Genomic DNA, 22,357 nt, shown 5'->3' with positions numbered 1-22,357 from the left:
CAGGTATCAGAAGTCGACCGTGGCCGACAGGAGGAGGGTGCGTGGCGAACCCTGGGAAAACGCGCCATAGGAGGCCACGCCGGACCAATATTCGCGGTCGAACAGGTTCTGCACGGTGGCGCGGAAGGTGGTCGGACGCTCGACGATGCGCGTGCTGTAGCGCGCGCCGACATCGAAGCGAGTCCAGGCGTCCAGCTGTTGGGTGTTGGCCTGGTTGACGTACTGGCTGGCGGTATAGATCGCGCCGCTGGTCAACGTCAGCCCTTCGACCCACGGGGTGTCCCATTCGGCCCAGAGGTTGGCTTGCACTTCGGGCACGCCCACCGGGGTGTTGCCCTGGTTGGCGGCGATGCTGGTTTTGGTGAGCTGTGCATCCAGCAGAGTCACGCCGCCAAGCAGGCGCGTGCCTGGGGCGACTTCGCCAAACAGGCTCAGTTCCAGGCCGCGATTGCGTTGTTCGCCTTGCACCGAGAAGCGTCCCAGGGCCAGTTCACCCGTGGGTTTCTGGATCTGGAACAGCGCCAGCGTCGACATGAAGGTGCCGTAATCGAGCTTCACCCCGACTTCATGCTGCCTGGAAACATAGGGCGCGAAGATCTCCCCGGCGTTGGCCGCATTGGACGGCGCCACATCGCCCTTGCTCAGGCCTTCGAGGTAGTTGTAGTAGAACGCCACATGCTCCCAGGGTTTGACCACCGCGCCGAACAGCGGCGTGGTCTTGCTCGCGTCGTAGGCCGTGGTCACCGCGCCGGCGGCGTTGTAGTTGTGGGACTGGATGTTCTGTTTGCGCAAGCCCACCGTGACCTGCACGCGCTGGTCGAGTATCGACAGGGTGTCGGCAATGGCCACGCCGGATAACTCGGTGGCGGAGACTTTCGGCGCGTCCGGCTTGGCGATGGAGGGTTTGGGGCGCTCGACCGGGTGGTAGATATTCGACAGCACCGGCGCGCCGGAGATAATCCCCCGCGACAGCTCATCGCGATAGCGGGTGACTTGCAGGGTACTGCTGTGGCTGATCGGCCCCGTGTCGAAGCGCAGGCGCGCACCGGCATCCACCGTGTAACGCTGCACTTCGAAGCGGTAGTAACCGGGGATCGATGAAGTGTCGCCGGCCGTGTTGACAATGCTTGGGGTCTGGTCGGACAGGCGCGCCACTGCCGATTTGCCGCCACCGGCATGGGCGAACACCGTCAGGTTGTCAGTGAGGTCGTACTCGCCGCTGAGCAGGGCGGATTTGTCCCGGGTGCGCGACCAGCCCCAGTCCTGGCTGACGTTGGTACGGCCATTGGCGGCATCGGGAATCTTTACGCCGGAGGCGATCAGGAAGGGGCGGGAGGCGGCGTCGAAGGTTTCTTCCTGGGAAATCAGATCCAGGCTGGTCCGCAGGTGCTCGCCTTGATAATCCAGGGACAGCGCACCGATGCCGACGTCACGGGATTGCTTGTCGATCACCGTGTCGCCTTGTTGCACGCCGCCGTTGAGCCGCATACCGAAGCGGCGTTCTTCGCCAAAACGCCGGCTGATATCGATCCGGTTACCGACGTGGGCATCCTGGGCATAGCTGGCGGTGTAGCGGGTCAGGTCTTCCTCCAGCGAGCGCTTGGGCACCACGTTGATCACTCCGCCCACCGCGCTGTTGGGCGACATGCCGTAGAGCAGCGCGCCGGGGCCTTTCACCACTTCGATACGTTCGGCGTATTCGGTGAACACCCGGTAGTTGGAGGCCACGCCGTACACGCCATCGAACGCCAACTCGCCGAGGTTGCCTTCGCCCACCGGAAACCCACGGATGAAAAACGAGTCGACAATGCCGCCGGTCTGCCCGGTGGAGCGCACCGAGGAATCGCGCTCCAGCAGGTCTCCGACGGTGGTGGCTTGCTGGTCCTTGATCAACGAGGCGGTGTAGGTGCTGACGCTGAACGGTGCGTCCATCACATCCGTATTACCGAGCATGCCCAGTCGCCCACCGACGGCCACCTGGCCGCCCGAATACACCGGTGGCAGGCTGTCGGCGCGTTGCTCGACGCCACTGACCGTGGTGTCCGAGAGGGTGACTTGGCGCTGCACCAGCGTGTAGGTGCCGTCGCTGCGCAACACCATGTCCAGGCCACTGCCGGCCAACAGGCGGGTGACGGCTTCCTGGGTTGAGTAAGTACCGGACAGCCCAGGGCTGGTCAGGCCTTCGGTGAGGGCCGGGACAAACGACAGGGCGATGCCCGCGTCCACGGCAAAGCTGGACAGCGTGGCGCCGAGCGGGCCTGGCGCGATCTGGTAGGCACGGACCGCGACCGCATCCAACTGCGCGGCCATGGCGGCGCTGGCCAGGGCCAGGCTGAGCAGCGCGCTGCGAATCACAAGCATCAAAGGGAGCCCTGTGGACGAGAGGAAAAGGGGTGTTCCTGTGTGTGCCAGTCGAGATCGGAAAAAGTATCACCCGAGCGGTGTTTTATTTTTCGCGCCCGCTCAGGCGGGCGACAGGGTGACCCAATAGCCGTTCAAGTGGTCGCTGACGAGCACCGGGTAGGTCTGCACCAGCATGTTCAAGGTGCGCTGGGTATCGCTGATGGGGAAGGCGCCGGAAATGCGCAGGTCGGCAATCGCCGGGTCATAGCGCACGAAGCCCCGGCGATAGCGGGTCAGCTCGGCGACGAAATCCGCCAGGCGCATCTTGTCGGCCATCAGCATGCCTTGGGCCCAGGCGCCGACATTGCGGTCGGTGGGGGTGAGTGAGCCAAAGGTCTGTGCGGAAAAGTCTGTGCGTTGCCCGGCGTTGACCACCAACGGCGCGACCTGGCGGTTGTCGGCCAGCATCACTTTGACGGCGCCTTCGAGCACGGCCAGGTGGGTGCGCGTGTTCCATTCGCGCACGGTAAAACGCGTGCCCAGGGCTTGCATGCGGCCCTGGCCGGTACTGACCAGGAACGGGCGGGACGCATCCTGGGCGGTCTGCACCAGGATTTCACCTTCGCGCAAGTGTACGAGGCGTTGCTGGCTGTCGAACAGCACGTCGATGGCGGAGTCGGTATTGAGGGTGATGCGCGAGCCGTCGGCCAGGACCCATTCGCGCCGCTCGCCCACGCGGGTGCGGTAGTCGGCGGTCCACTGCTGGGTGTGCGCCAGTTTCCAACTGCCCCAGCCGACCGGCATCACCGCCAGCAGCAGGGCCAGCTTGCCCAAGGCTGCACGGCGTTCCGGGTGGCTTGGCCGATCCAGTGCCGACATGGCCAGGGCCGGCGGCAGGCCGCCCAACTTGCTTTGCAGCAACTGCGCACGGGCCCAGGCGCGATCACGCTCGGGGCTGCTGACTTTCCAGCGCTCCCATTCTGCGCGTTCGTGGTCGCTGAGGCCGCCTTCGCTCAAGCGCATCAGCCACTCGGCAGCTTCTTCGAGGACTTCGGGGGCTAACGGGGGTTGCTTGCGCAGGCTGAGCACTTATTCCACCAGCATCAGGCACTGCACAAAAGCCTGTTTCATGTAGCGTTTGACGGTGATCAGCGACACGCCCAGTTGCTCGGCGATGTCCTGGTATTTGAGGCCGTTGAGCTGCGACAGCAGGAAGGCACGCTTGACCAGTGGCGGCAGGGCGTCGAGCATCGCATCGATCTCATGCAGGGTCTCCAGCACCACGAAATGCGCTTCCGGCGAAGGCACTTCATGGGGCGGCACGCTGGCGAGCGCCTCCAGGTAAGCGCGTTCCAACGCCTTGCGCTGATACCAGTTGACCAGGATGCCCTTGGCCACACAGCTCAGGTACGCCCGCGGTTGGTCAATCACCGTGACCTGGGACGCGAGGATGCGCGTGAAGGTGTCCTGGGCCAGGTCGGCCGCATCCATGGCGTTGCCGAGTTTGCGCTTGAGCGTGGCGTACAGCCAACCGTGATGGCCGCTGTACAGAGCCTCGATCACGCGCAGGTGCTGCTGGTTATCGGCGGTAAGGATTTCGCTCATGGCGCGGATCCGTGCAATTGAGAAGTATTCCCAATGCTAAGGGACAACCCTGCGGTAACGCAACGCGAGAATCGCAACCCAGGCCACCGCGTACGCCAGGCACACGAACAGGTAGGTATGCGCCAGGTCATACACCTGGCTGAGCAACCCGCCGAGGCAGATGCCGGCAATCGAGGCGAACTGCGCGGTGCCTTGGGCGATCCCCAGCACATGCCCCTGACGGGAGCTATCGACGGTCTTGGAGATCAGCGCCGTCAGCACCGGGGTGGTCGCGCCCAACAGCACGCCCCAGATGAAGTAGGTGCACACAAACACTACCGGTTCGCGGGTGACGCCGGCCAGGCCGGTGAGGACGATACAGCCGAGCACCACGTAACCGATGCGCCGCAGCGTGTCGGCTTGCGTACGCCCCTCGAAGTGCCGCGACCAGGCCGTGGCCGACAGGATAAACCCCAGCGCCAACAAGCCGTAGCACAGGCCGACCACCGCGTTGCTCACGTTGAAGGTGGCGCTCACATACAGCGAGAACGAGGTTTGCGGCAGCATCCGCGCGAGCAGCAGAATGCCCATCACACTCAGCAGCGGTAACAGTGCGGACCCTTGCCACACACCGTTCTTGGCAGCAGACGCGGTTTTTATGACCGGCGCAACATCCGGCAGGGTCACCGCCGCCACCAGCGTGCACACCGCGCAGAGTGCGGCGGCGCTGAGGTTGATCCAGAAGAACGTGGCATGGTCGAGGATCAAGCCGCCCACCACCGCCCCCAGCAATGAGCCGACATTGGTGGAAATCTGCAAGAGCGCAAACAAACGCGCGCGCCGCGAAGGCGCCTCGATGCTCACCCCATACGCCTGCGCCGGGGCGATATACCCGGCGCAGGCGCCCTGCAGGAAGCGCAGGACCAGGATCGTCCAAAGGTCGCTGAACAGCGCCAGCCCCAATTGGGTCAGGGTCAGCCCGACCAGCGCACGGATCATCATCCATTTGTGGCCGTAGCGATCACCGATACGGCCCCAGAACGCGCTGGTCAGCAAAATGCCAAGCATCGGCCCCACGTACACCGCGATGCTGGCGAAGCTGAACAGCGTGTCGGAATCGGTCAGCCCGCGCAGGTGCAAGGGCCAGAATGGGCCGCTCATTTCCATGGCACCCATCGACACAAGTTGGATCGTGAACAGCAGGTAAATCAGGACACGGGTGGTTGGCATGAATCGGTCTCGGTAAAAAAACGCGCGGGACGCTGATACTTTTTCCCGCGTCGGCTGGCATCAGGAGTAATGCTCATTTCTCACGATGAAAGGACCCTGATGCCATGCCCGTTGCCAGCCGGTTAACCCTCGCTGTCCGTACTGCCCTGATACTTGCTGCCGCCAGCACCAACACCTGGGCTGCCACCCAGGCGTCGACCGACGACAGCGCGCAAAGCCTGACCCTTGACGCGACGAACGTCAACGCCGTTTACCACGGCCCCACCGACTTGCCGGAGGTGCTCGCCGGCGGCCAGGTCGCCCGTGGCGCGCGTTTGGGCATGCTGGGCAACAAGGACGTGATGGACACGCCGTTCAGCGTCACCAGCTACACCGCCAAGACCCTGGCCGACCTGCAAACGGTGACCGTGGCCGATGCGTTGGAGCGGGATCCTTCGGTGCGCTCAACCGGCCAGACTGGCGGTATCGTCGACTCGTTTTTCATCCGGGGCTTCGCCATCGGCGAGGGCAACCTGGGCGAGTTGGCCTACGACGGCGTGTACGGCGTGGCACCCAACTACCGGGCGTTTACCGAGTACGCTGAGCGCGTCGAAGTGCTCAAGGGACCGGGCGCGTTGATGTACGGGATTTCACCGAACAGCGGCGTCGGCGGGGTGATCAACATCGTGCCCAAACGCCCGCTGGACCAGGATCTGACACGCTTCACCGGCAGCTACGCTTCGGACACACAAGTGGGCGGTCACCTGGATATCAGCCGACGTTTCGGTGACGAAAACCAGTTTGGCGTGCGCTTCAACGGCAGCCTGCAGGGCGGCGATACCGCCGTGGACAACCAGAACCGCGACGTCGGCATCGGCGCGATTGCCCTGGATTATCGCGGTGAGCGCCTGCGCCTGAACCTCGACTACATCCGCCAGAAGGAAAGCTGGGAGGGCGCCTCGCGGCCCTTCACCATTGCGCCAGGAGTAGAAGTGCCGTCCGCGCCGAATGGCCGCACCAGCCTCCCGCAGAAATGGGGTTGGTCCGACACCAAGGAGCAATCTGCGTTGCTCGGCGGTGAATACGACCTCAACGACAACCTGACCGTATTCGCCCATGCCGGTGGCGGCAAGTCGGATGTGAAGCGCATGTCCGACCAGGTGCCGCGCATCCTCAACGCGGCCGGCGATACCAGCAATATTCCGGGGTACTACAAATTCAACGTCGACCGCTCGACCGCCGACGTGGGCCTGCGCGGGCTGTTCGCCACGGGGCCAGTGACCCATACCACCACATTGATGGCGACCCGTTACCAAGATGAACTCTCACGGGGTATCACCAACGGCACGGAGATCCGCTCCAATATCTACCACCCGGTGGACACACCCAAGCAATCGATCAACACGCCGAAGGTGCTGCGCATCTCCGAATCGGAACTGTCCGGCGTAGCGCTGACCGACACCTTGGGGATTCTGGATGACCGTATCCAACTGACGTTGGGCGTGCGCCGCCAGGACATCGAGTCGCGCAACTACAGCGCCACCGGTGTGGTCAGCTCGCGCTACAAAGACAACGCCACCACGCCGTTGGTGGGGGTGGTGGTCAAGCCCTGGGAGGATGTGTCGCTCTACTACAACTATGTTGAAGGCCTAAGCAAAGGTGATATCGCCCCCGGTACCGCGGCCAATGCCGGCGAGACGTTTGCACCTTACGAGTCCAAGCAGCACGAACTTGGCGTGAAGTACGAACACGGCACCTTCATGACCACCGTGGCGCTGTTCCAGATCGAAAAGCCCAGCGGCGAACTGGGTGCCAACGGCGTGTATTCAGTACAGGCCGAACAGCGTAACCGTGGCCTCGAATTGAGCATGTTCGGCGAAGTGGCGCCCGGCACTCGCTTGATGGGCGGCGTGACCTTCCTCGATGGCGAGCTGACCCGGTCCGCGACCGCCGCCAACCGTGGTAACAAACCGGTGGGCGTGCCGGATATCCAGGCTAACCTCTGGGCCGAGTGGGACACGCCGTGGCTGGAAGGCTTTACCCTCACCGGCGGTGCGATCTACACCGACAGCCAGTACGTCAACCAGGCCAACACCCAGGAACTGGATTCGTGGACGCGCATCGATGCCGGCGCGCGTTATGCGACCAAGATCGAAGGCCGGCCAACCACCTTCCGCGCGACCGTGCAGAACGTGTTTGACCGTGAGTACTGGTCGGGCGTGGCCTCGTATGGCGCGTTTTCGCCGGGCTATCCGCGCACCTTGCAGCTGTCGGCCACGGTGGACTTCTGACCGGTCAGGCAAAATCCTCTTCGAAATACTCCTGTTCACCCCGCGTGTCGCTTTGGCGCCGCACCACCTCCATCTGCCGCAGCTCCACGCGGCGGATTTTCCCGGAGATGGTCTTGGGCAGTTCGCTGACAAACTCGATGCGTCGCACCCGCTTGTAAGGGGCGAGATTTTCGCGGGCGAAGGTGAGGATGTGCCGGGCCAGTTCCTGGCTGCCCGGTGCGTCGTGGGCCAGGATCAGGAATGCCTTGGGCACCGCCAGGCGCAACGGGTCGGGGCTCGGCACCACGGCCACTTCCATGACCGCCGGGTGTTCGATCAAGGCGCTTTCCAGTTCGAATGGGCTGATGCGGTAGTCGGAGGCCTTGAATACATCGTCGGCGCGACCGACGAAGGTGATGTAGCCGTCGGCGTCGATCTGCGCGGTGTCGCCGGTGCGGTAGTAGCCGTCACGCATGACCTCGGCGGTTTTTTCCGGGCTGTCTTCATAGCAGAGCATCAGGCCGAGCGGACGCACGTCGAGGGGCAGGGCGACTTCGCCTTCGTTGCCGGGAATGCCGTCCGGGTCAAGCAGCGCAACCTGATAACCCGGCAACGGGCGACCCATCGAACCGGGCTTGAGCAACTGGCCGGGGGTGTTGCCGACCAGCGCGGTGGTTTCCGATTGGCCGAAGCCATCACGCAACGGCAGGCCCCAGGCATGCTGGATCTGTTCGATGATTTCCGGGTTCAGCGGCTCGCCGGCGCCGACCAATTCGCGCAGGTTCAGGCGCGATTTGTAGCTGGCGAGGTCTTCCTGGATCAGCATGCGCCATACGGTGGGCGGGGCGCACAGGCTGGTCACGCCGTAGCGTTCCAAGGCACTGAGCAGGGCCGGCGCGCTGAAGCGCGCGATGTTATGGATAAAAATGCACGCGCCGGCATTCCACGGGGCGAACAGGCAACTCCAGGCATGTTTGGCCCAGCCCGGTGACGAGATATTCAGGTGCAGGTCGCCCGGTTGCAGGCCGATCCAGTACATGGTCGACAGGTGCCCGACGGGGTAGCTCTGGTGGCTGTGCAGCACCATCTTTGGCTTGGACGTGGTGCCGGAGGTGAAGTACAGCAACATCGGGTCGGTGGCCAGGGTGCGGCCTTCGGCCTCGAACTGCTCGGGGTGTTCAAACGCGGCGTTGTGCGCGACCCAGCCGGCAGGCGCAGACCCCACGCAGACGCGGCTGCAACCGTCCGCCAGCCCGGCGAACTTGTGCACATGCGCCTCACCCACCACCAGGTGACGAACCTGCCCGCGCTCGATGCGGTCGCGCAGGTCATCGGGGTTCAGCAACGCTGTGGCGGGGATAACCACGGCGCCGAGCTTGAACGCGGCGAGCATGGTGTCCCACAACGCCACGTCATTGCCGAGCATCAGCAGCACGCGATCACCCCGACGCACCCCAAGGGCGCGCAGGTGGTTGGCCACCTGATTGGAGCGCGAAGCCAGTTGCTGGAAGCTGTAGCGTTGCTCGCTGCCGTCTTCCTCGACGATCCACAGCGCATCCGCCGAGTTGCCCTCGGCCATCGTGTCGAAATAGTCCAGGGCCCAGTTGAATTCGCCCAGTTGCGGCCAGCGGAAATCCCGTACGGCGGTGGCGTAGTCGGTGCGGTGAGCGAGCAGAAAATCCCGAGCGGCCAGGAAGGGCTGTGTCATGGTGGCTGTCCTTAATTATTGTTGTGGGACTTTCCCCCGGCTGAACCGAGAGGCTGGACCGAGTATAGGCACGCAGAAATCAGAGCAGAACGCTCAAAAACACCGGTGCGTTGTGCAAAAAAGTCATGGGTGTTGCACCGTCATGCAGCGTGATTGACGATTAAGACGTAAAAGTCCAATATGGAATTATAAGTACAAATAACTGGCTTCATCTCTTTCTTCAGGCTTGCCAAACCAACAACAACTTGCGAGAACACCCCCATGAAGAAGCGCTCCCTCATTACCGCACTGGCCTTGGGCTTGCTTGCATCCAGTCATTTGATGGCTGCCGAGAAAACCCTGCGCATCGGCATCGAGGCGGCTTACCCGCCATTCGCGTCCAAGACGCAAGAGGGCAAGATCGTCGGCTTCGACTACGACATCGGCAACGCGTTATGCGCGCAGATGAAGGTCAAGTGTGTGTGGGTAGAAGGTGAGTTTGACGGTCTGATTCCTTCCCTCAAGGTGAAGAAAATCGACATGGCCCTGTCGTCCATGACCATCAACGAAGACCGCAAGAAGTCAGTGGATTTCACCCACAAGTAACCTACGATGCCGCCCAACACCAGTAAACATAAGGGTTGTGGGCTATGTCTCTCAGGGACGAACAGGCATCAAGTCAGAAACGTGTCATAAAAACACCACTCGCCAATCCCTGGCACTACAGGCGTAAGGGGACATATTATCTGCGCATACGCCCAGCAGGCTCTACGAAGAGCTGTAGCGTGTCTCTACGATCTACTGACAAGGCAACTGCAATGTTTGCTTCAACTGAGCTTCAGGACGCCATACGTAACTTTCAATTGGATGACCCTGAAGCGTCCTGGCCGGACATCGCTGAGTACATTCAGGACATGGCTGCAAGACTGCTCAAGGAGCGTGTAGAGCCTTACGACTTACGGGGTCGTTACGACATGGCGCAACATGACGCCGATAAGCTCACTCACATTGCAGCTACGCACCCGTTGGACCCAGTTAACACCAAGACCTTACAGGCTTCCTTACAGCTCTACAGAGCCCTACAGAGCCGCCTGCACGGTGATCCTGTTGCCCTCTCCAAGTTGGCTCAAGGTGATTTTAGTGACATCTTTGGGGCTACTGACGTGCCACAATATGCCAGTCTGTCCCTATCTGTACAGGCTCCCGAAAGTACTCAAGCTGTGGCCTTCCAGACCCTTGCAGATGCCTACTTAGCCGAACACACGCCGAACATTAAGCCCAACACCATTAAGAACCTCAAAGGGGTCTTCAAGAACCTCGCAGCAGCGTTCACAGAGGCCGGTGTAGTCGATGTGTCGCAGCACACAAGGGCTGACTTGGTGAAGGTTAAGAATCATCTGAGCGAGACCCGTGTAGTCAGTACGGTAAACATACATCTCACAGGTCTCTCTACGGTCCTCACCTGGGCGGTAGATAACGGTCTGATTAGGGTTAACTACTCAAGTCGCTTGAAGACCACCAAGGGCGCCGAGAGCGCACGTAAAGGCTTCAGCTTGGGCCAAGTGGAGACGGTGTTGCGTATAGCAGCTGAACACTCTGAGAGGGCCTTGTGGGCCTGTGCGCTGGCAGCTATTACAGGGGCTCGACTGCAAGAGGTTCTGCACCTGCGCAAAGGTGACATCAAGAATCTGAAAGACCCTCAGCGTTTGGCTATGAGTATCAATGAGGCTGACGCCGGAAAGTCCGTAAAGAACAAAAGGTCCATCCGCACAATTCCTCTCGTAGATACCTGCAAGTGGTTCGACAGAGAGGCCTTTGTGGTTTTCGTTGATGCGATGGCTTCAGATGATGAGCGACTGTTTCCTATGCGCTCGTACCCGTTGGTACTGGGGGACATCATCAGGAACGCTGTAGGGGATGATAAGACCCTTGTGTTCCACTCATTCCGTCACACCATCTCGGGCCTCTTACAGACCAACGAGGTAGTAGGGCAGACATCGGCGGCTATCCTGGGGCACACCACGGGCTTGATCACGTTTGAGACCTACGGCACCAACATGGCACAACAGACGCTTAGAGATGCCTTAGAGAAGGTTCTACCGGTGCGTTAGTTCTCGCTGGCGAGTAATCAATATTAGAACTTTCATATGAAGGAGTGGTGATTGGCTGAGCTTGAAACCGTTCTGGCTGTCCCGTATTACTATGAACGTAAAGGTGTGTGCTATCTGCGCCTGCGGGTATTGGGTTCCAAATCCGACTGCCTCACTATTTCTCTCCGTACCTCAAATGCTGTTCTCGCAACGAGCATCGCCAGGGATATCTTGAAACGGCTGTCTGAGTTCCACTTCAGGAATCGCGGGGTTTCTTGGCAACAGCTTAGGGCCCAGGCAGTGAGTATTTCACGGCGGCGCCTGTCTCTGATCCAAGGCGATGCATCTACGTCGGCATATGGTTTCGTTCACGGCAACGCTTATCTCAAAAATAAAGAATTGCCGAGGGGGCCTCGAAAGGACTTTTACATCACGCCTTGTGGGATAGCTGAGTCCGGCTGTGCGATTCAGATGCCTGACTTCGGACGCCCAGAAAAGGGGTTCGGTAATCCGCGCGGTGTGTGGAGAGTTAACCTCACTGTCCCTGCTGATGATGCGCGGCCCCTGGTCGAAGAGATTTTTCAGGCGCATGAAGCCAACTTCAGGAGCCTCCTCGCGGACAACTTAAAGAACCCGCCCGTGGTCCCGGTCGGCAAGAAGCCTTTGTTGCCATTCGCAGGAGACATGCCCTTTGTAGTTAACGTTGATGGTTCCGTGACCTTCAAAATCAGACGGTATGCCTCATACATCGACAGGCATACGCAGGAAATAATATCACTTCCCCTGGAGGTGGTTGACTCGAAGGGCAGGCATATCACTAAGGTTCCTTCCATCAATAGCGGTGCGATGTTAAAGGTAAGGTTCTCTATTTTTCCGTATGGCTGGACGGTTGTGGCGGGTGCGTCCGTCCTCTTGCATCTCGACAGTGTCATGCTCATCAAGTTGGCTGAGTTTGACGCCGGGGGATTAGATGACGTTTGGGCCAATGAAGTCGTTGACGGGGGATATGAAACTGAGGAAAGAGCGCTGTGATGATAGCCAGTTCTCTTTCTTTCTGAGTTACGGGAAGGTTTGAATTGCAGCGTTCGAACCTCCTTCCCCGCCTAACTCTCTGAGAGTAGCCCTTAGATACCAATAGGGTTTTCAAAAGGGCCTTTCGGCTTGCCATCCTCCCCAGTTAGCAACCACCAACGATACGATGGAAACACGCGCCCCAAAATTTCTATCTCTTCCAGCCCCATTCTTGCCCGACCGCGCTTCACATTCTGCCAGCGTACATACGGCACATCCCCAGCGCCCGCAAGGTCGCTCAATTGCGCTCGGCCCAGTAGCAGTGCGGCGCGCTCAGCAATATCCATAAATTCCCTTCAGAAAGCAGTTGGTTTGTGTAAATAGTACATGTACTCTGTACATATTGCGATTGAAAAAGCTTTCATTACGCATGCTATCACAGCCTCGGAGATCCCACGTAAAGGCTGCTCGCTCCCCATCTGAAGGACGCTTAGTCATGACACACCAAACAACCACCCCCTTTCTTACGACTTTAGAAATGGGCGCCGATGAAGCAAACGGCCTATCAGTCCCTGTGTGCGGGGGAGCTTCGGAATTCAAGCGCTCACGTGAAGGGAATTACGAGCGCTTTTGTGCGATGAAAATATCTAATGGATTGAATGCCCGAGTCAGAGACTTGATCTTCGTAGGACACAGCGAGCGACTTGGGCGAATCTACAAATACAACGTATCCTCCCATTATCCAAGTAAATCGCACCACATAGGTCACATATCTATCACTGACAGTGGTTCGGTGGCAATAGTGGAGGGCTGGTAATGTCTTTGCACTGCGCTGACATTTAAAACACCCACTGTAAGCGGGTAACTCAAATTTTCTTATCTATGAGCCTTTAACTTAGAGACTTCTTTAAGTCCCCTCTAAGGACCCTTTACGCCCTCAATTTAGTAAATCTTCTAACTAACCCTTCCTAACTTATTGGAGGCCCAAGTGGCCTCTAAGGGATTCTTGTGTCCGCAGAAAGCCAAATCAAACTAACTAAGCACGACTTCAGTGAAATTAGCGACAAATCATCTTGGGCCTTTGAGACCCTTTCTGATATGTACGGTCCTGACCTTGCAGCTATCCAATTGCAACTTGAGCATGAGGCTCATACGCTCGGTGAAGAGCGCTTTAAGAAGACCCTTGAACGTTCTGTAGAGCGTGGGGAATTCGCTGATAACGCGACCGCTAAGCCTGTGCTTTCGGCTCTTGTGCCAATGATGGCTAAGGCCTTCGATAGCTGGATTGAAAATCAAGTAACTAAAGTTCGTCGTAAACATGTCAGCTTGCAGTATTTCCAAAAGGTTAACTCGGAGAATATCGCGGCTATCACCGTAAAGACGGTGTTAAACATTATTGCCAAGAAGGGTCCGCAGACTATCCAGTCAATAGGCGTTTCCCTGGGCCAAGCCCTGGAAGAGGAAGCGCGCTTCGGGCGCATTCGGGAACAGGAGGCCGAACACTTCAATAAACGCATCCGTCCAGCACTGGGTAAGCGCAACGGGCACACCTACAAGGTGAAGTTCCTTGAGCGTGTAGAAGCCCACATGCAAGACGCCAACGAGCTTACCTCTACGTGGGAATCATGGGATGCCCTGGACAACGACCTGACCTTCCACATCGGTATCCGTATGTTGGAAATACTCGTGGAGTCCACTCAGTTAGTCGAAGTGAAGCGGGAGCATGCAGGGAATTCAAAGTTAGACGGCCAGTACGTCCACCTAACCCCAGCGTGGGCAGAGAAGCTATGCAACCGTGCATTTTCGCTTGCTGAGATTACGCCCCGCTATCAACCAATGATCGTACCGCCCCGAGAGTGGACCGGGATGATTGGTGGCGGTTACTGGGCGAAGGGCCGTAAGCCTGTACCGTTGATTCGGGTTCGCTCGAAGAAGGGCCTACAGCGCTACAGAGACGTTTCGATGCCCGAGGTCTACAAGGCCGTGAACATCGCCCAGGCGTCCGCTTGGAAGGTGAACGCAAAGGTTCTCGAAGTCGCCAAAGAGGTGATGACCTGGAAACATGTCCCTATCGACAAGTTTCCTACTGCTGACAAAGAGGCCTTGCCGGTCAAGCCCGCGAACATCGACGAAGACCCCGAGGTCCTTAAGGCCTGGAAGAAAGCCGCGTCCACGGTTTACCGCAAAGACCGAGCCCGAGTGAGCCGCCGTTTGTCCTATGAGTTCATCGTAGAACAGGCCGAAAAGTTCGCTGAGTACGAGGCCATTTACTTCCCGTACAACCTCGACTGGCGGGGCCGTGTTTACGCCATTCCATCGTTCAATCCTCAGGGCAACGATCTTACCAAGGGCCTCTTAATGGCGTCCATTGCGGAGCCTGTAGGGAAAGACGGTATTGAATGGCTGAAGATTCACGGGGCCAACTGTGCAGGGGTCGATAAGGTCGACTTTAGCCAGCGCAAGCAATGGGTAGAGGACAACCAAGAGCTGATCCTTGAGATTGCACGGGACCCATTGAGCCAATCCGAGTGGACCAAGATGGACAGCCCTTTCTGCTTCCTGGCGTTCTGCTTTGAGTGGGCCGGTGTGGTTGAACACGGGGAGCTGTGGGAGTCGGCGCTACCTATCGCATTCGATGGGTCCTGTTCGGGTATTCAGCACTTCTCAGCGATGCTCAGAGACGAGCGGGGCGGGCGTGCAGTCAACCTTCTGCCATCTGATGAGGTGCAGGACATTTACCGCCTTGTGGCTGAGGAAGTCATTGAGGCCGTTAAGCGCCACCTTAAAGAGGGCTCTGACGACACAACCGAAATCATCACCAACGAGAAGACCGGTGAGATTACCGAACGTCGCATCTTGGGCACTCGCTCTATGGCCGCTGGCTGGATGGGTTACGGGATCAGCCGAAAGGTGACTAAGCGTTCCGTAATGACCCTGGCCTACGGCTCAAAGGCCTTCGGGTTCACCGATCAGGTACGTGAAGACATCCTCCAGCCCGCTTTGGATTCTGGTGATGGTGAACAGTGGTTCCCTGATGCACAGCAATGTGCCCGGTACATGGCGAACCTCATTTGGGACTCTGTGAGCCTGGTAGTCGTGAAGGCCGTTGAGGCCATGTTGTGGCTTCAGCAGGCGGCAAAGCTCCTGGCTACCGAAGTGACCGCGACCAAGCGGACCAAGAAGAACCCGGAACCGGAAGTCTTGAAGCCGTGCATGCCTGTGTACTGGGTGACGCCTGACGGGTTCCCTGTGTGGCAGGAATACATGAAGCCTATTCAGCGCCGTGTGGACCTGATGTTCCTGGGCACGGTTCGCCTACAGGCCACCATCAACGTTCGGGACTCCAACAGCATCGACGGAGCCAAACAGGAATCGGGAATCTCTCCGAACTTCGTACACAGTCAGGATGGGTCTCACCTTCGCAAGACAGTCGTTAAGGCTTCTGAGTGCTACGGCGTGGAGTTCTTCGCGCTGATTCATGACAGCTTCGGGACCATCCCCGCGAAGGCCGGTGAGATGTTCAAGGCCGTCCGCGAAACGATGGTTGAGACGTACACAGAGAACGATGTCTTGGAAGACTTCCGTGAACAGTTCATGGACCAGCTCCATACAAGCCAGCTTGAGAAAATGCCACCGATTCCCGAGAAGGGGACCTTGGACATCACGAAGATTCTTGAGAGCCAGTTTGCTTTCGCGTAAAGCAGTCTCCATTAAGTGTAAATAGAGATGTACCTTACGCTCTTCGTCGCTGATTAAATATCAGAAGGCCGTATAGCTATTGTTCTCATTAATGAAGCCGCTGTATATTTCAAAGTTAATAGAGAACTCAGGCAAGTTCTGCTTTATTATCTTCGTGACGTTTTCGTTGAAGTGTTCGGATCCATCGCCGCGTATTATGCATACCAGGTGAATGCCAAGGCGATCATTATGAGGGATTTTGCTCATAATGCTTTCTATACGAGTTAATGTTCTAAGGACGGTAATAAATGCAGTCGTCACAGGGACTGATTTGACTACAACGCTGACTGTCTCCCCGTCTTTAGTTGCGAAGAAATCAAAGCTTTGATCCCTGTTTGTATCCAAGGTTTGTGTGATTTCATAACCATTGTTTACATAGTATTCTGATACGGCTTTTTCCGCTAAGTACCCCATCATCATCGTAGGGGCGTCTTTACGATAAGAGTGCTTTATTAGTTCTCGATCTTCTTCGTTTATATCGATCTCTCCGAGTTTTTCAGTGGCTTTTCTAATTATCTCTTTTATGCTCGTGGCAAGGCCATTAATTTTTTCGAACTCTGCCTTTTTAACGCTTCGGTTATGCGCTACTTTGTTTCTCAGCTTGTAAAGTATCTCCCACTTTGCTTCAAGGCCGTGACCTTTATCCTCAACCAGAGCTGAGAAATATTTTTCCCAGTTAGAACGAGGGATATACTTGAGTATTCTTTCTTTATCTTCTTCGTCAAACTTTGTTTTCAATAGCGTCCTGTCAAGTTCGTCGAGTGAAATGTCTCGTTTCTTTTCGAATAATACTTGGCTTAGGTGAATGAAGTCTAATTTGTGTAAGTCGTTAAGGTATGGGTCGTTCTCTTCAAATTTCTCGATTTTTTTTGATAGTTCTGAGTTTATAGCGTCGCGAGACCAGTGCATGCCAACTGTGATAAGCATAAATTTGGCGATTAGGCGCCGCATTAAGTTTTCAACTTCGTTGATTATGGGGTATGCTTTTTCTGCATATATCCTCCCAACGCCATCCCAGAGCATGTTAACCACGGTTGAGCCGGGTGATATGCGTTCGGCTATTGTTTTTAATCTGTCCGACAGTTCGGAGAACTCGTCTATGTGGTTTTGTTCGTCGCATTCAATAATTAAGAGGAAATATCTTTCGTTGTTGGATTTTACTTTGTCCGTTTCTATACGGAACTTGGCTGATACTTGGTCCCTCCCTTTAGGGGTTCTCCTAAAGGTTATCGTGTTTCCGGTGATTGATACTAAAGAATCAATTTTAAGGAAGTCTACAAAAGCTTTTTTGCTATTGCAAAATGATTCGTCGTCCGGCACAAGTATAAGAAATTCGGTTTTCAAAGTACTTCCTTTCGCTAACGCATTTCCTGGCGGGTTTCGTGTTAATCTATTTAAGCGCTTTCAAGTTGTTAGTTCTTGAGTCGCTCAATATTACATTCTGAGCTTATGATAGCAGATGCTGGGTGGCTGTTGGCTATCATCAATGGAGTTGACCTGAGCTGCGCGGCCATAACCAAATCAGGTTGCCCGTGCGACTGGCTTGAAAAACCGAGTGCATCCATTGGCGCCTTCCATGGAACCGAGGTGGGACAGCGCCTGAAAATCGAGGCATTGGATGCCCTACAACATTCTTATAGGGATGGCCGCGCCCTTCCACGCACAACTTGGCTATTCGATGTGCCACATGGCCATTATGCAATTCGAAAAGCGCAACTTTATGGGGATCGAACTGGACGTACTGACCGGACACCCCGACCACGATTTGTTGTTCGTGGCGACGCAGATAGCCCGTGCGGCTGGCTTGAAGCATCCCGGCGCAGTAATTCAAAACTTTCAGCGGAGCAGCGAAGGTTTTAGGTCCCAGGTGAAGGATGTCGGGTCCATAGAGAAATCCTCTATAGACGGGCACATGGTCAAAGCTAATTCATGGCTTTTCAGCGAATCCCGTGTGTACGCAATGCTCCTTCGCGGCCATGCGCCAGCCTCAGAGCCGTTCCGTAAGTGGGTCTCTGAGGAAGTCCTACCGACCATCCGTAAGACCGGTAAGTACAGCGCTGAGGACTCCACGAACCCCATTGCCCAAGGCGTCATGGATGAACTGAAGACCCTCAGAGGCGAAGTCGGGGAGCTGAAGAACCTCATTGAAATCCTGATGGCTCGCCCAGCTATCACCAGCGCTGAAAGCAATCCAAACCCTGTAAGCACATACCTATGCCCTGAAGTCCACACCGAGTTCGTATGGCGCCACTTCGACCGCAAGCTACTGATCAAACTGTGTGATCTGAAAAACCTCAGCGTTCCTGTAGCGGACAAGCTGAAGCCCGCCGTCATGGTGAAGCTGGAAGTAGCCCTGCTGGATCTTTGGAACGCTACTACCCGTATGTAGTGCCTGTGGGCGTAGTAACCCACTACATATAGACCCTCACTATAAGGCTATGACATCCCGTCAAGACACCAGTGAGGAGACCTTATGAACCACACGGCGACACAACAACATTTACCGATGCCTGAACTAAGCAAGCTTCGTGAAAACTTCGTGATTGACCCTGAGAGCCTTTCGGGCCTTTCGAGACTGAAGGCATCGCGGGGACGAAACGGACGACCTGGGCCAGTCCTCAGTACGGACAGGGAAGGTTACTACCGGCTGAAGTTCAAAAACGTCCACTACCGAACCCACCGAGTTGTCTATTTCATGCACACGGGTAAGGACCCCGGTCCGCTCATCGTGGATCATGTGGACGGCGACATTACGAACAACAACGTTTGCAACCTACGCTGTTGCACTAATACCGAAAACCTACAGAACGCACGAAAGCGGGGAAAGGGCGACCTTCCCAAGGGTATTAGCAGATTACCGAATGGCATGTATCAAACTCAGGTGACGATTGATGGGATTGTCCAGCGGGCTGTCCTTGCGTCCCTGCATGCCGCGAGGCGCTATCTCGATCAATTACGTAAGCGTTTTCACGGCGAGTTTGCCCGGAACTGACCTCGACATTACTTCGTTTGCTGCGACAACAGGCCTCAAGAGAAATCGTGAGGCTCCCGTACGTTTTCAGTACGAAGCACAAAACTCCTCACTATAAGGAAGACACTCTCACACATTACCTTGGAGAACCTTTATGAACGCGAATACCGTTACAACGCTCAACATGTCTGCGCTAACCAATCGCCCACGACGCTTCATTCACCGTGACTTAGTGACCCTTCTTGACAAGCTCGTAGATGCGGGTCTTGTCGGTAAGGAAGCCGGTGATATGGGACTGTTACGCTGGTTCAATAGAAAAGCCAACTGTTTGTCTTACTGGGTAGCTGGCGAGTACCACTATGTTGACGCACGCAACCGCAAGCAGACTGCGTTGTATTTATCTAAGGACTTCTTGCTGATCGTGATCGGTCGTATTGATTGTGACGTTGCACGTAGACTTTATGTGTCAATGGTCTAAAGCCATCACAGGTGAATTTGTCAAATGGAGGGGCTTTTATATGGGGATAACAATCGACCTGAATTGCTACAAAGCAGGCTCGCGGGGAAATAGCTAATGTGCGAGCCCGTCAGCATTGGTATGGCCGTTGTTGCTGTCGCAGGGTCTGCAATGAGTGCATCTGAATCCGCCAAAGCTAAAGGCCAGATGACAGACAGCGAACGAAAGCAACAAAACGAAATCGTGAAGCAAGCCAACTTCGCGGAGAACGATCAGAAACTCGCAATAGTAGATAAGCACGATGAGGCCCGCCGTCAGCTCACAGAAGTGAACCTACAGGCCATTCGAAACCAGGGAATTATCAACGCGGCCATTGGTGAGTCTGGAATGACTGGCAATTCTATGGACCGCCTCAAAAATTCTGTTGGCAACGATGCGTCGGCTCAAAAGATGAATGTTCTCGAAAACTATGAGCGGGACTATCAGGCCATCTTTGCGAATCGCGTGGGCAGCTCTGAGAATGCTAAGGCCGCTGTGCGGGGTCTGGGCGGTAACAATCGCAAAGTGAACAACATCGCCAACGCCCTGAATATCGTTTCGGCTGGTGGCAGTGCCTATGTAGGGTCTGGCGGTAAGTTCGGGACAGGTAGTAAGACTCCCGCACCAACGCAGTTAACGCCTCCTACTACTAATAACAGCGCGAGCGTCAACAATGGAGGGACCCGCTAATGCCTATGAATCAAATTGCACAAGCACTCAACCAATCATCTCAGTCTACTTCGGGTCGCCAAGCCTTCCGTGCTGGGTCCGGGGCGGGTTATCAAGCTGCACGAATAGCGAAACCTGACGGCCCTGATTATGCGCTCGCCGATTCCTTGAGGAATTTCGTAAAGGCTGGTGGTGATGTCTACGATGCATACGATGCGGCTCAGCAGAACCAAGGGAAGGAGCGGGCTAACGAGATTATCCGCAAGATGGCTCCTGAGGATCGTAAGGCCGCACGGGAGCAAGGCGTATTGCTATATCAGGACGATCCTTACGCCATGCGCCAGCTTAATGAGCTTACCGGCAGAAATGCGGCCATCGAGTTGGATCAGGAAGTCCATGGGATGGTGACGCGGGGTGAACTCAAGACCCGTGAGGAACTGGATGAATACCGGGCGACCCGATTACAGGAGGGCGCCCAGTCCTTTGCGAGTATGAGCGGGATTGATCCTGCCGATGGTGATTATCAGCGTGGTTTCAACGACAGCATCACGCAACGCAACGCCGCTGTAGTCGATCAATTCGGACGCCGTAAGTCTGAAGAGTTTCAGGTCAATGCGGTCATCCAGTCGCGTAGTGATCTCGGGTCGCTTCTATCTGATCCAACTTTCTTGCGTACCCCCGAGGCCGCTACGGTCATGGCCGGGTACATCAACAATGGTATGCAAACCGGGATCATTCCTACGACCGCATCAGCTGTGGAGCTTCTTAAAGGCGCCCTTCAGGACGCGACAGCTCGTGACGGTGGGGTCGCACTCTTGGGCAATATCGGAGGCCAACAAGTAAACATCGGAGGCCAAATGGCCTACATCACTGACGTGGTTGGTGCAGATGCCATGGAGAACTTCAAGGCCAAAGCGGCGCACTACGAGCAGTCCACAAAGGCCGACCGAGCCGAGCAGTTCCACGGGAAGCTCTCGGGGATCATGGCGGGTACTGACACCGTTGGGGCTCTTTCAGCTCTCGATAAGCTTCGCGCTCAGACTGTCGGGGCAACCCCTACGGATGTGATGACCCCGGAACGTCAGGCCATCATGAACAGCCGTGAACAGTTGCTACAGCGGCAGCGCGCCGAGACCGCAAGGTATCAAGTTGAGTCTGTGAAGCTCGAGCAGAAACAGAACCGCCTGTCCGTGCTTGATGGTGCGTGGAGCAGGAAGCTCAACGGGGAGATGGTCTCTGTTGATTCGAAGCTACTGCCCACCAATGAGTTGACCGGGAATTTCACACCTGAGGACGAGGCGAACTACGCGAACCTCAAGATGAATCAGATTGCGTCCTGGGATCTTCCTGAAAACCAGAAGACGAACTTGATGCTTCAGTACGTCAAGGCTGACCGTAAGGACGGCCCCTTCAGAAAGATCATGGGTGAGTTTGTAGATGGTGCCAGTGCTGAGTGGGAGGGTGCTGTAGTCAGCGGCGCCACCCAGCAGAACTATCCGAAGCTCGACCGTCTGCGAGAACTCTCAAAGGCTGACCCTGTATCGGTCGCCATGCTCTACCCGGAGAAAGCTGACCTCGTGGCGAAGCTCAACGCAATGGATCGTTACGGGATCGACATGTCTGTAGCGGTGGGGGCTGAAAAGGCCCAGAACAAGCTGACCCGTGAGGAGCGTAATCAGCAAGCAAAGGACTTCACGGCGATGATTCGGAAGTCTGGTTCAGCAGCACAATACATGCCCGCCGAGATGAACGAGATGGCCCGTACGATCTACGAGGCCCATGTAGCGCTTACGGGGAATCTCTCGGCTGCTCAATCGGCCGTGGAATCTTTCGTTGAAACCAACACCGCTCAGTTCAAAACCTCGGGGGAACCTATGGGGGCGATCTTCAAGACTGAAATCCTAATGGACCCCAACGATGTCACCTCGTGGAAAGCAGGGCAGACAGCCGTCCAGGCAAAACTTGATGCCTTCTCACAGGCCCATCCTGAAGCAACCACGGGTGGCGCGTTCGTGGTCTCCCGAAACGGTCAGCTCTACATCCAAACACTCAACGGTCGAGTGGAGCCTTTGCACATGCAGGACATTCGTGATGAGAACGCTCGCAAGGTCGCTCAGGAACGTAAAGACGCCAAGCTGCGCGAACAGGCCGACATCAAGCGCTCGCAAGAAGGCTGGGAGAAGGACCCGATGTTAGTCGAGCGGCAAATCCGCGAATACAAACAAACAAAACAGAAACCTTAGTGAGGCCTTCGAGCCTCCTAACCTATTTCTTTAAAGGAGGCCAAAC

16 protein-coding genes and 1 pseudogene are annotated in these 22,357 nt (G+C 56.6%); 10 read left to right on the top strand and 7 right to left on the bottom strand.

The features are described from left to right. Window positions 1-6 precede the first annotated feature (6 nt). The 4 genes from HX793_RS00460 to HX793_RS00445 form a co-directional block, all read right to left on the bottom strand. Window positions 7-2,361, bottom strand: a complete 2,355-nt coding sequence (locus HX793_RS00460; protein ID WP_177050610.1) for a TonB-dependent receptor — start codon at window positions 2,359-2,361, stop codon at window positions 7-9. Between the two features lie 102 nt (window positions 2,362-2,463). Beyond that, a complete protein-coding gene (locus tag HX793_RS00455) occupies window positions 2,464-3,432 on the bottom strand; it encodes a FecR domain-containing protein (RefSeq protein ID WP_177050608.1) in 969 nt (322 codons plus the stop codon). Further along, a complete protein-coding gene (locus HX793_RS00450) occupies window positions 3,433-3,948 on the bottom strand; it encodes a sigma-70 family RNA polymerase sigma factor (RefSeq protein WP_016978354.1) in 516 nt (171 codons plus the stop codon). A gap of 36 nt (window positions 3,949-3,984) precedes the next feature. Continuing rightward, window positions 3,985-5,157: an MFS transporter gene (locus HX793_RS00445; protein ID WP_177050606.1), complete on the bottom strand. Its 1,173-nt coding sequence runs from the start codon at window positions 5,155-5,157 to the stop codon at window positions 3,985-3,987. 104 nt (window positions 5,158-5,261) lie between these two features. On the opposite strand from HX793_RS00445, the gene HX793_RS00440 reads away from it, so the two are divergent. Further along, window positions 5,262-7,427 (top strand): TonB-dependent receptor, encoded by a 2,166-nt coding sequence (locus tag HX793_RS00440; RefSeq protein WP_177050604.1) that lies wholly within the window; start codon window positions 5,262-5,264, stop codon window positions 7,425-7,427. A 4-nt stretch (window positions 7,428-7,431) separates the two neighbouring features. Here HX793_RS00440 and HX793_RS00435 read toward each other — a convergent pair whose 3' ends face one another. Further along, on the bottom strand, window positions 7,432-9,114 hold the full coding sequence (locus HX793_RS00435) for an AMP-binding protein (RefSeq protein ID WP_177095408.1): 1,683 nt from the start codon (window positions 9,112-9,114) through the stop codon (window positions 7,432-7,434). A gap of 261 nt (window positions 9,115-9,375) precedes the next feature. Here HX793_RS00435 and HX793_RS00430 point away from each other — a divergent pair. The 3 genes and pseudogenes from HX793_RS00430 to HX793_RS00420 form a co-directional block, all read left to right on the top strand. Next, a pseudogene (locus HX793_RS00430) lies at window positions 9,376-9,696 on the top strand (transporter substrate-binding domain-containing protein); the annotation flags it as partial. Between the two features lie 215 nt (window positions 9,697-9,911). Beyond that, window positions 9,912-11,204, top strand: a complete 1,293-nt coding sequence (locus HX793_RS00425; RefSeq protein ID WP_177095406.1) for a tyrosine-type recombinase/integrase — start codon at window positions 9,912-9,914, stop codon at window positions 11,202-11,204. 51 nt (window positions 11,205-11,255) lie between these two features. Further along, window positions 11,256-12,215, top strand: a complete 960-nt coding sequence (locus tag HX793_RS00420) for a hypothetical protein (RefSeq protein ID WP_256354443.1) — start codon at window positions 11,256-11,258, stop codon at window positions 12,213-12,215. Window positions 12,216-12,307: 92 nt separating this feature from the next. Here HX793_RS00420 and HX793_RS00415 read toward each other — a convergent pair whose 3' ends face one another. Next, window positions 12,308-12,541: a DNA-binding protein gene (locus tag HX793_RS00415; RefSeq protein ID WP_177095404.1), complete on the bottom strand. Its 234-nt coding sequence runs from the start codon at window positions 12,539-12,541 to the stop codon at window positions 12,308-12,310. A 661-nt stretch (window positions 12,542-13,202) separates the two neighbouring features. Between HX793_RS00415 and HX793_RS00410 the strand changes: the two genes are divergently transcribed. Then, the gene (locus HX793_RS00410) at window positions 13,203-15,893 is read left to right on the top strand and encodes a DNA-directed RNA polymerase (RefSeq protein ID WP_177095402.1); all 2,691 of its coding nucleotides are present in this window, start codon (window positions 13,203-13,205) and stop codon (window positions 15,891-15,893) included. A 60-nt stretch (window positions 15,894-15,953) separates the two neighbouring features. Here the strand turns inward: HX793_RS00410 and HX793_RS00405 are convergent, their stop codons facing one another. Continuing rightward, window positions 15,954-17,276 carry a HEPN domain-containing protein gene (locus tag HX793_RS00405; protein WP_177095400.1) on the bottom strand — a complete coding sequence of 441 codons (1,323 nt, stop codon included), beginning with the start codon at window positions 17,274-17,276 and terminating at the stop codon, window positions 15,954-15,956. A 274-nt stretch (window positions 17,277-17,550) separates the two neighbouring features. On the opposite strand from HX793_RS00405, the gene HX793_RS00400 reads away from it, so the two are divergent. The 5 genes from HX793_RS00400 to HX793_RS00380 all read left to right on the top strand — a co-directional run bounded on the left by HX793_RS00400 (window position 17,551) and on the right by HX793_RS00380 (window position 22,311). Beyond that, a complete protein-coding gene (locus HX793_RS00400; RefSeq protein ID WP_177095398.1) occupies window positions 17,551-18,321 on the top strand; it encodes a BRO-N domain-containing protein in 771 nt (256 codons plus the stop codon). 84 nt (window positions 18,322-18,405) lie between these two features. Then, the gene (locus HX793_RS00395; RefSeq protein WP_177095397.1) at window positions 18,406-18,924 is read left to right on the top strand and encodes an HNH endonuclease; all 519 of its coding nucleotides are present in this window, start codon (window positions 18,406-18,408) and stop codon (window positions 18,922-18,924) included. 133 nt (window positions 18,925-19,057) lie between these two features. Next, a complete protein-coding gene (locus tag HX793_RS00390; RefSeq protein WP_177095395.1) occupies window positions 19,058-19,381 on the top strand; it encodes a hypothetical protein in 324 nt (107 codons plus the stop codon). 96 nt (window positions 19,382-19,477) lie between these two features. Beyond that, window positions 19,478-20,089, top strand: coding sequence for a virion core protein, T7 gp14 family (locus tag HX793_RS00385; RefSeq protein ID WP_177095393.1), 612 nt, complete (start codon window positions 19,478-19,480; stop codon window positions 20,087-20,089). Next, complete coding sequence (locus tag HX793_RS00380; RefSeq protein ID WP_177095391.1) at window positions 20,089-22,311, top strand: hypothetical protein; 2,223 nt, start codon at window positions 20,089-20,091, stop codon at window positions 22,309-22,311. The genes HX793_RS00385 and HX793_RS00380 overlap by 1 nt, the downstream gene beginning before the upstream one ends. Window positions 22,312-22,357 lie beyond the last annotated feature (46 nt).

It is taken from the genome of Pseudomonas reactans (genome assembly GCF_013387025.1).
GTDB lineage: Bacteria > Pseudomonadota > Gammaproteobacteria > Pseudomonadales > Pseudomonadaceae > Aquipseudomonas > Aquipseudomonas reactans.
This window is presented reverse-complemented; position numbering and strand designations above follow the sequence as displayed.

Bases quoted from the DNA above. Each gene is read 5' to 3' on its own strand.
- HX793_RS00460 (WP_177050610.1), bottom strand. From the start codon at position 2,361: ATGCTTGTGATTCGCAGCGCGCTGCTCAGCCTGGCCCTGGCCAGCGCC.
- HX793_RS00450 (WP_016978354.1), bottom strand. From the start codon at position 3,948: ATGAGCGAAATCCTTACCGCCGATAACCAGCAGCACCTGCGCGTGATC.
- HX793_RS00445 (WP_177050606.1), bottom strand. From the start codon at position 5,157: ATGCCAACCACCCGTGTCCTGATTTACCTGCTGTTCACGATCCAACTT.
- HX793_RS00440 (WP_177050604.1), top strand. From the start codon at position 5,262: ATGCCCGTTGCCAGCCGGTTAACCCTCGCTGTCCGTACTGCCCTGATA.
- HX793_RS00435 (WP_177095408.1), bottom strand. From the start codon at position 9,114: ATGACACAGCCCTTCCTGGCCGCTCGGGATTTTCTGCTCGCTCACCGC.
- HX793_RS00425 (WP_177095406.1), top strand. From the start codon at position 9,912: ATGTTTGCTTCAACTGAGCTTCAGGACGCCATACGTAACTTTCAATTG.
- HX793_RS00415 (WP_177095404.1), bottom strand. From the start codon at position 12,541: ATGGATATTGCTGAGCGCGCCGCACTGCTACTGGGCCGAGCGCAATTG.
- HX793_RS00400 (WP_177095398.1), top strand. From the start codon at position 17,551: ATGCCCTACAACATTCTTATAGGGATGGCCGCGCCCTTCCACGCACAA.
- HX793_RS00395 (WP_177095397.1), top strand. From the start codon at position 18,406: ATGAACCACACGGCGACACAACAACATTTACCGATGCCTGAACTAAGC.
- HX793_RS00390 (WP_177095395.1), top strand. From the start codon at position 19,058: ATGAACGCGAATACCGTTACAACGCTCAACATGTCTGCGCTAACCAAT.
- HX793_RS00385 (WP_177095393.1), top strand. From the start codon at position 19,478: ATGTGCGAGCCCGTCAGCATTGGTATGGCCGTTGTTGCTGTCGCAGGG.
- HX793_RS00380 (WP_177095391.1), top strand. From the start codon at position 20,089: ATGCCTATGAATCAAATTGCACAAGCACTCAACCAATCATCTCAGTCT.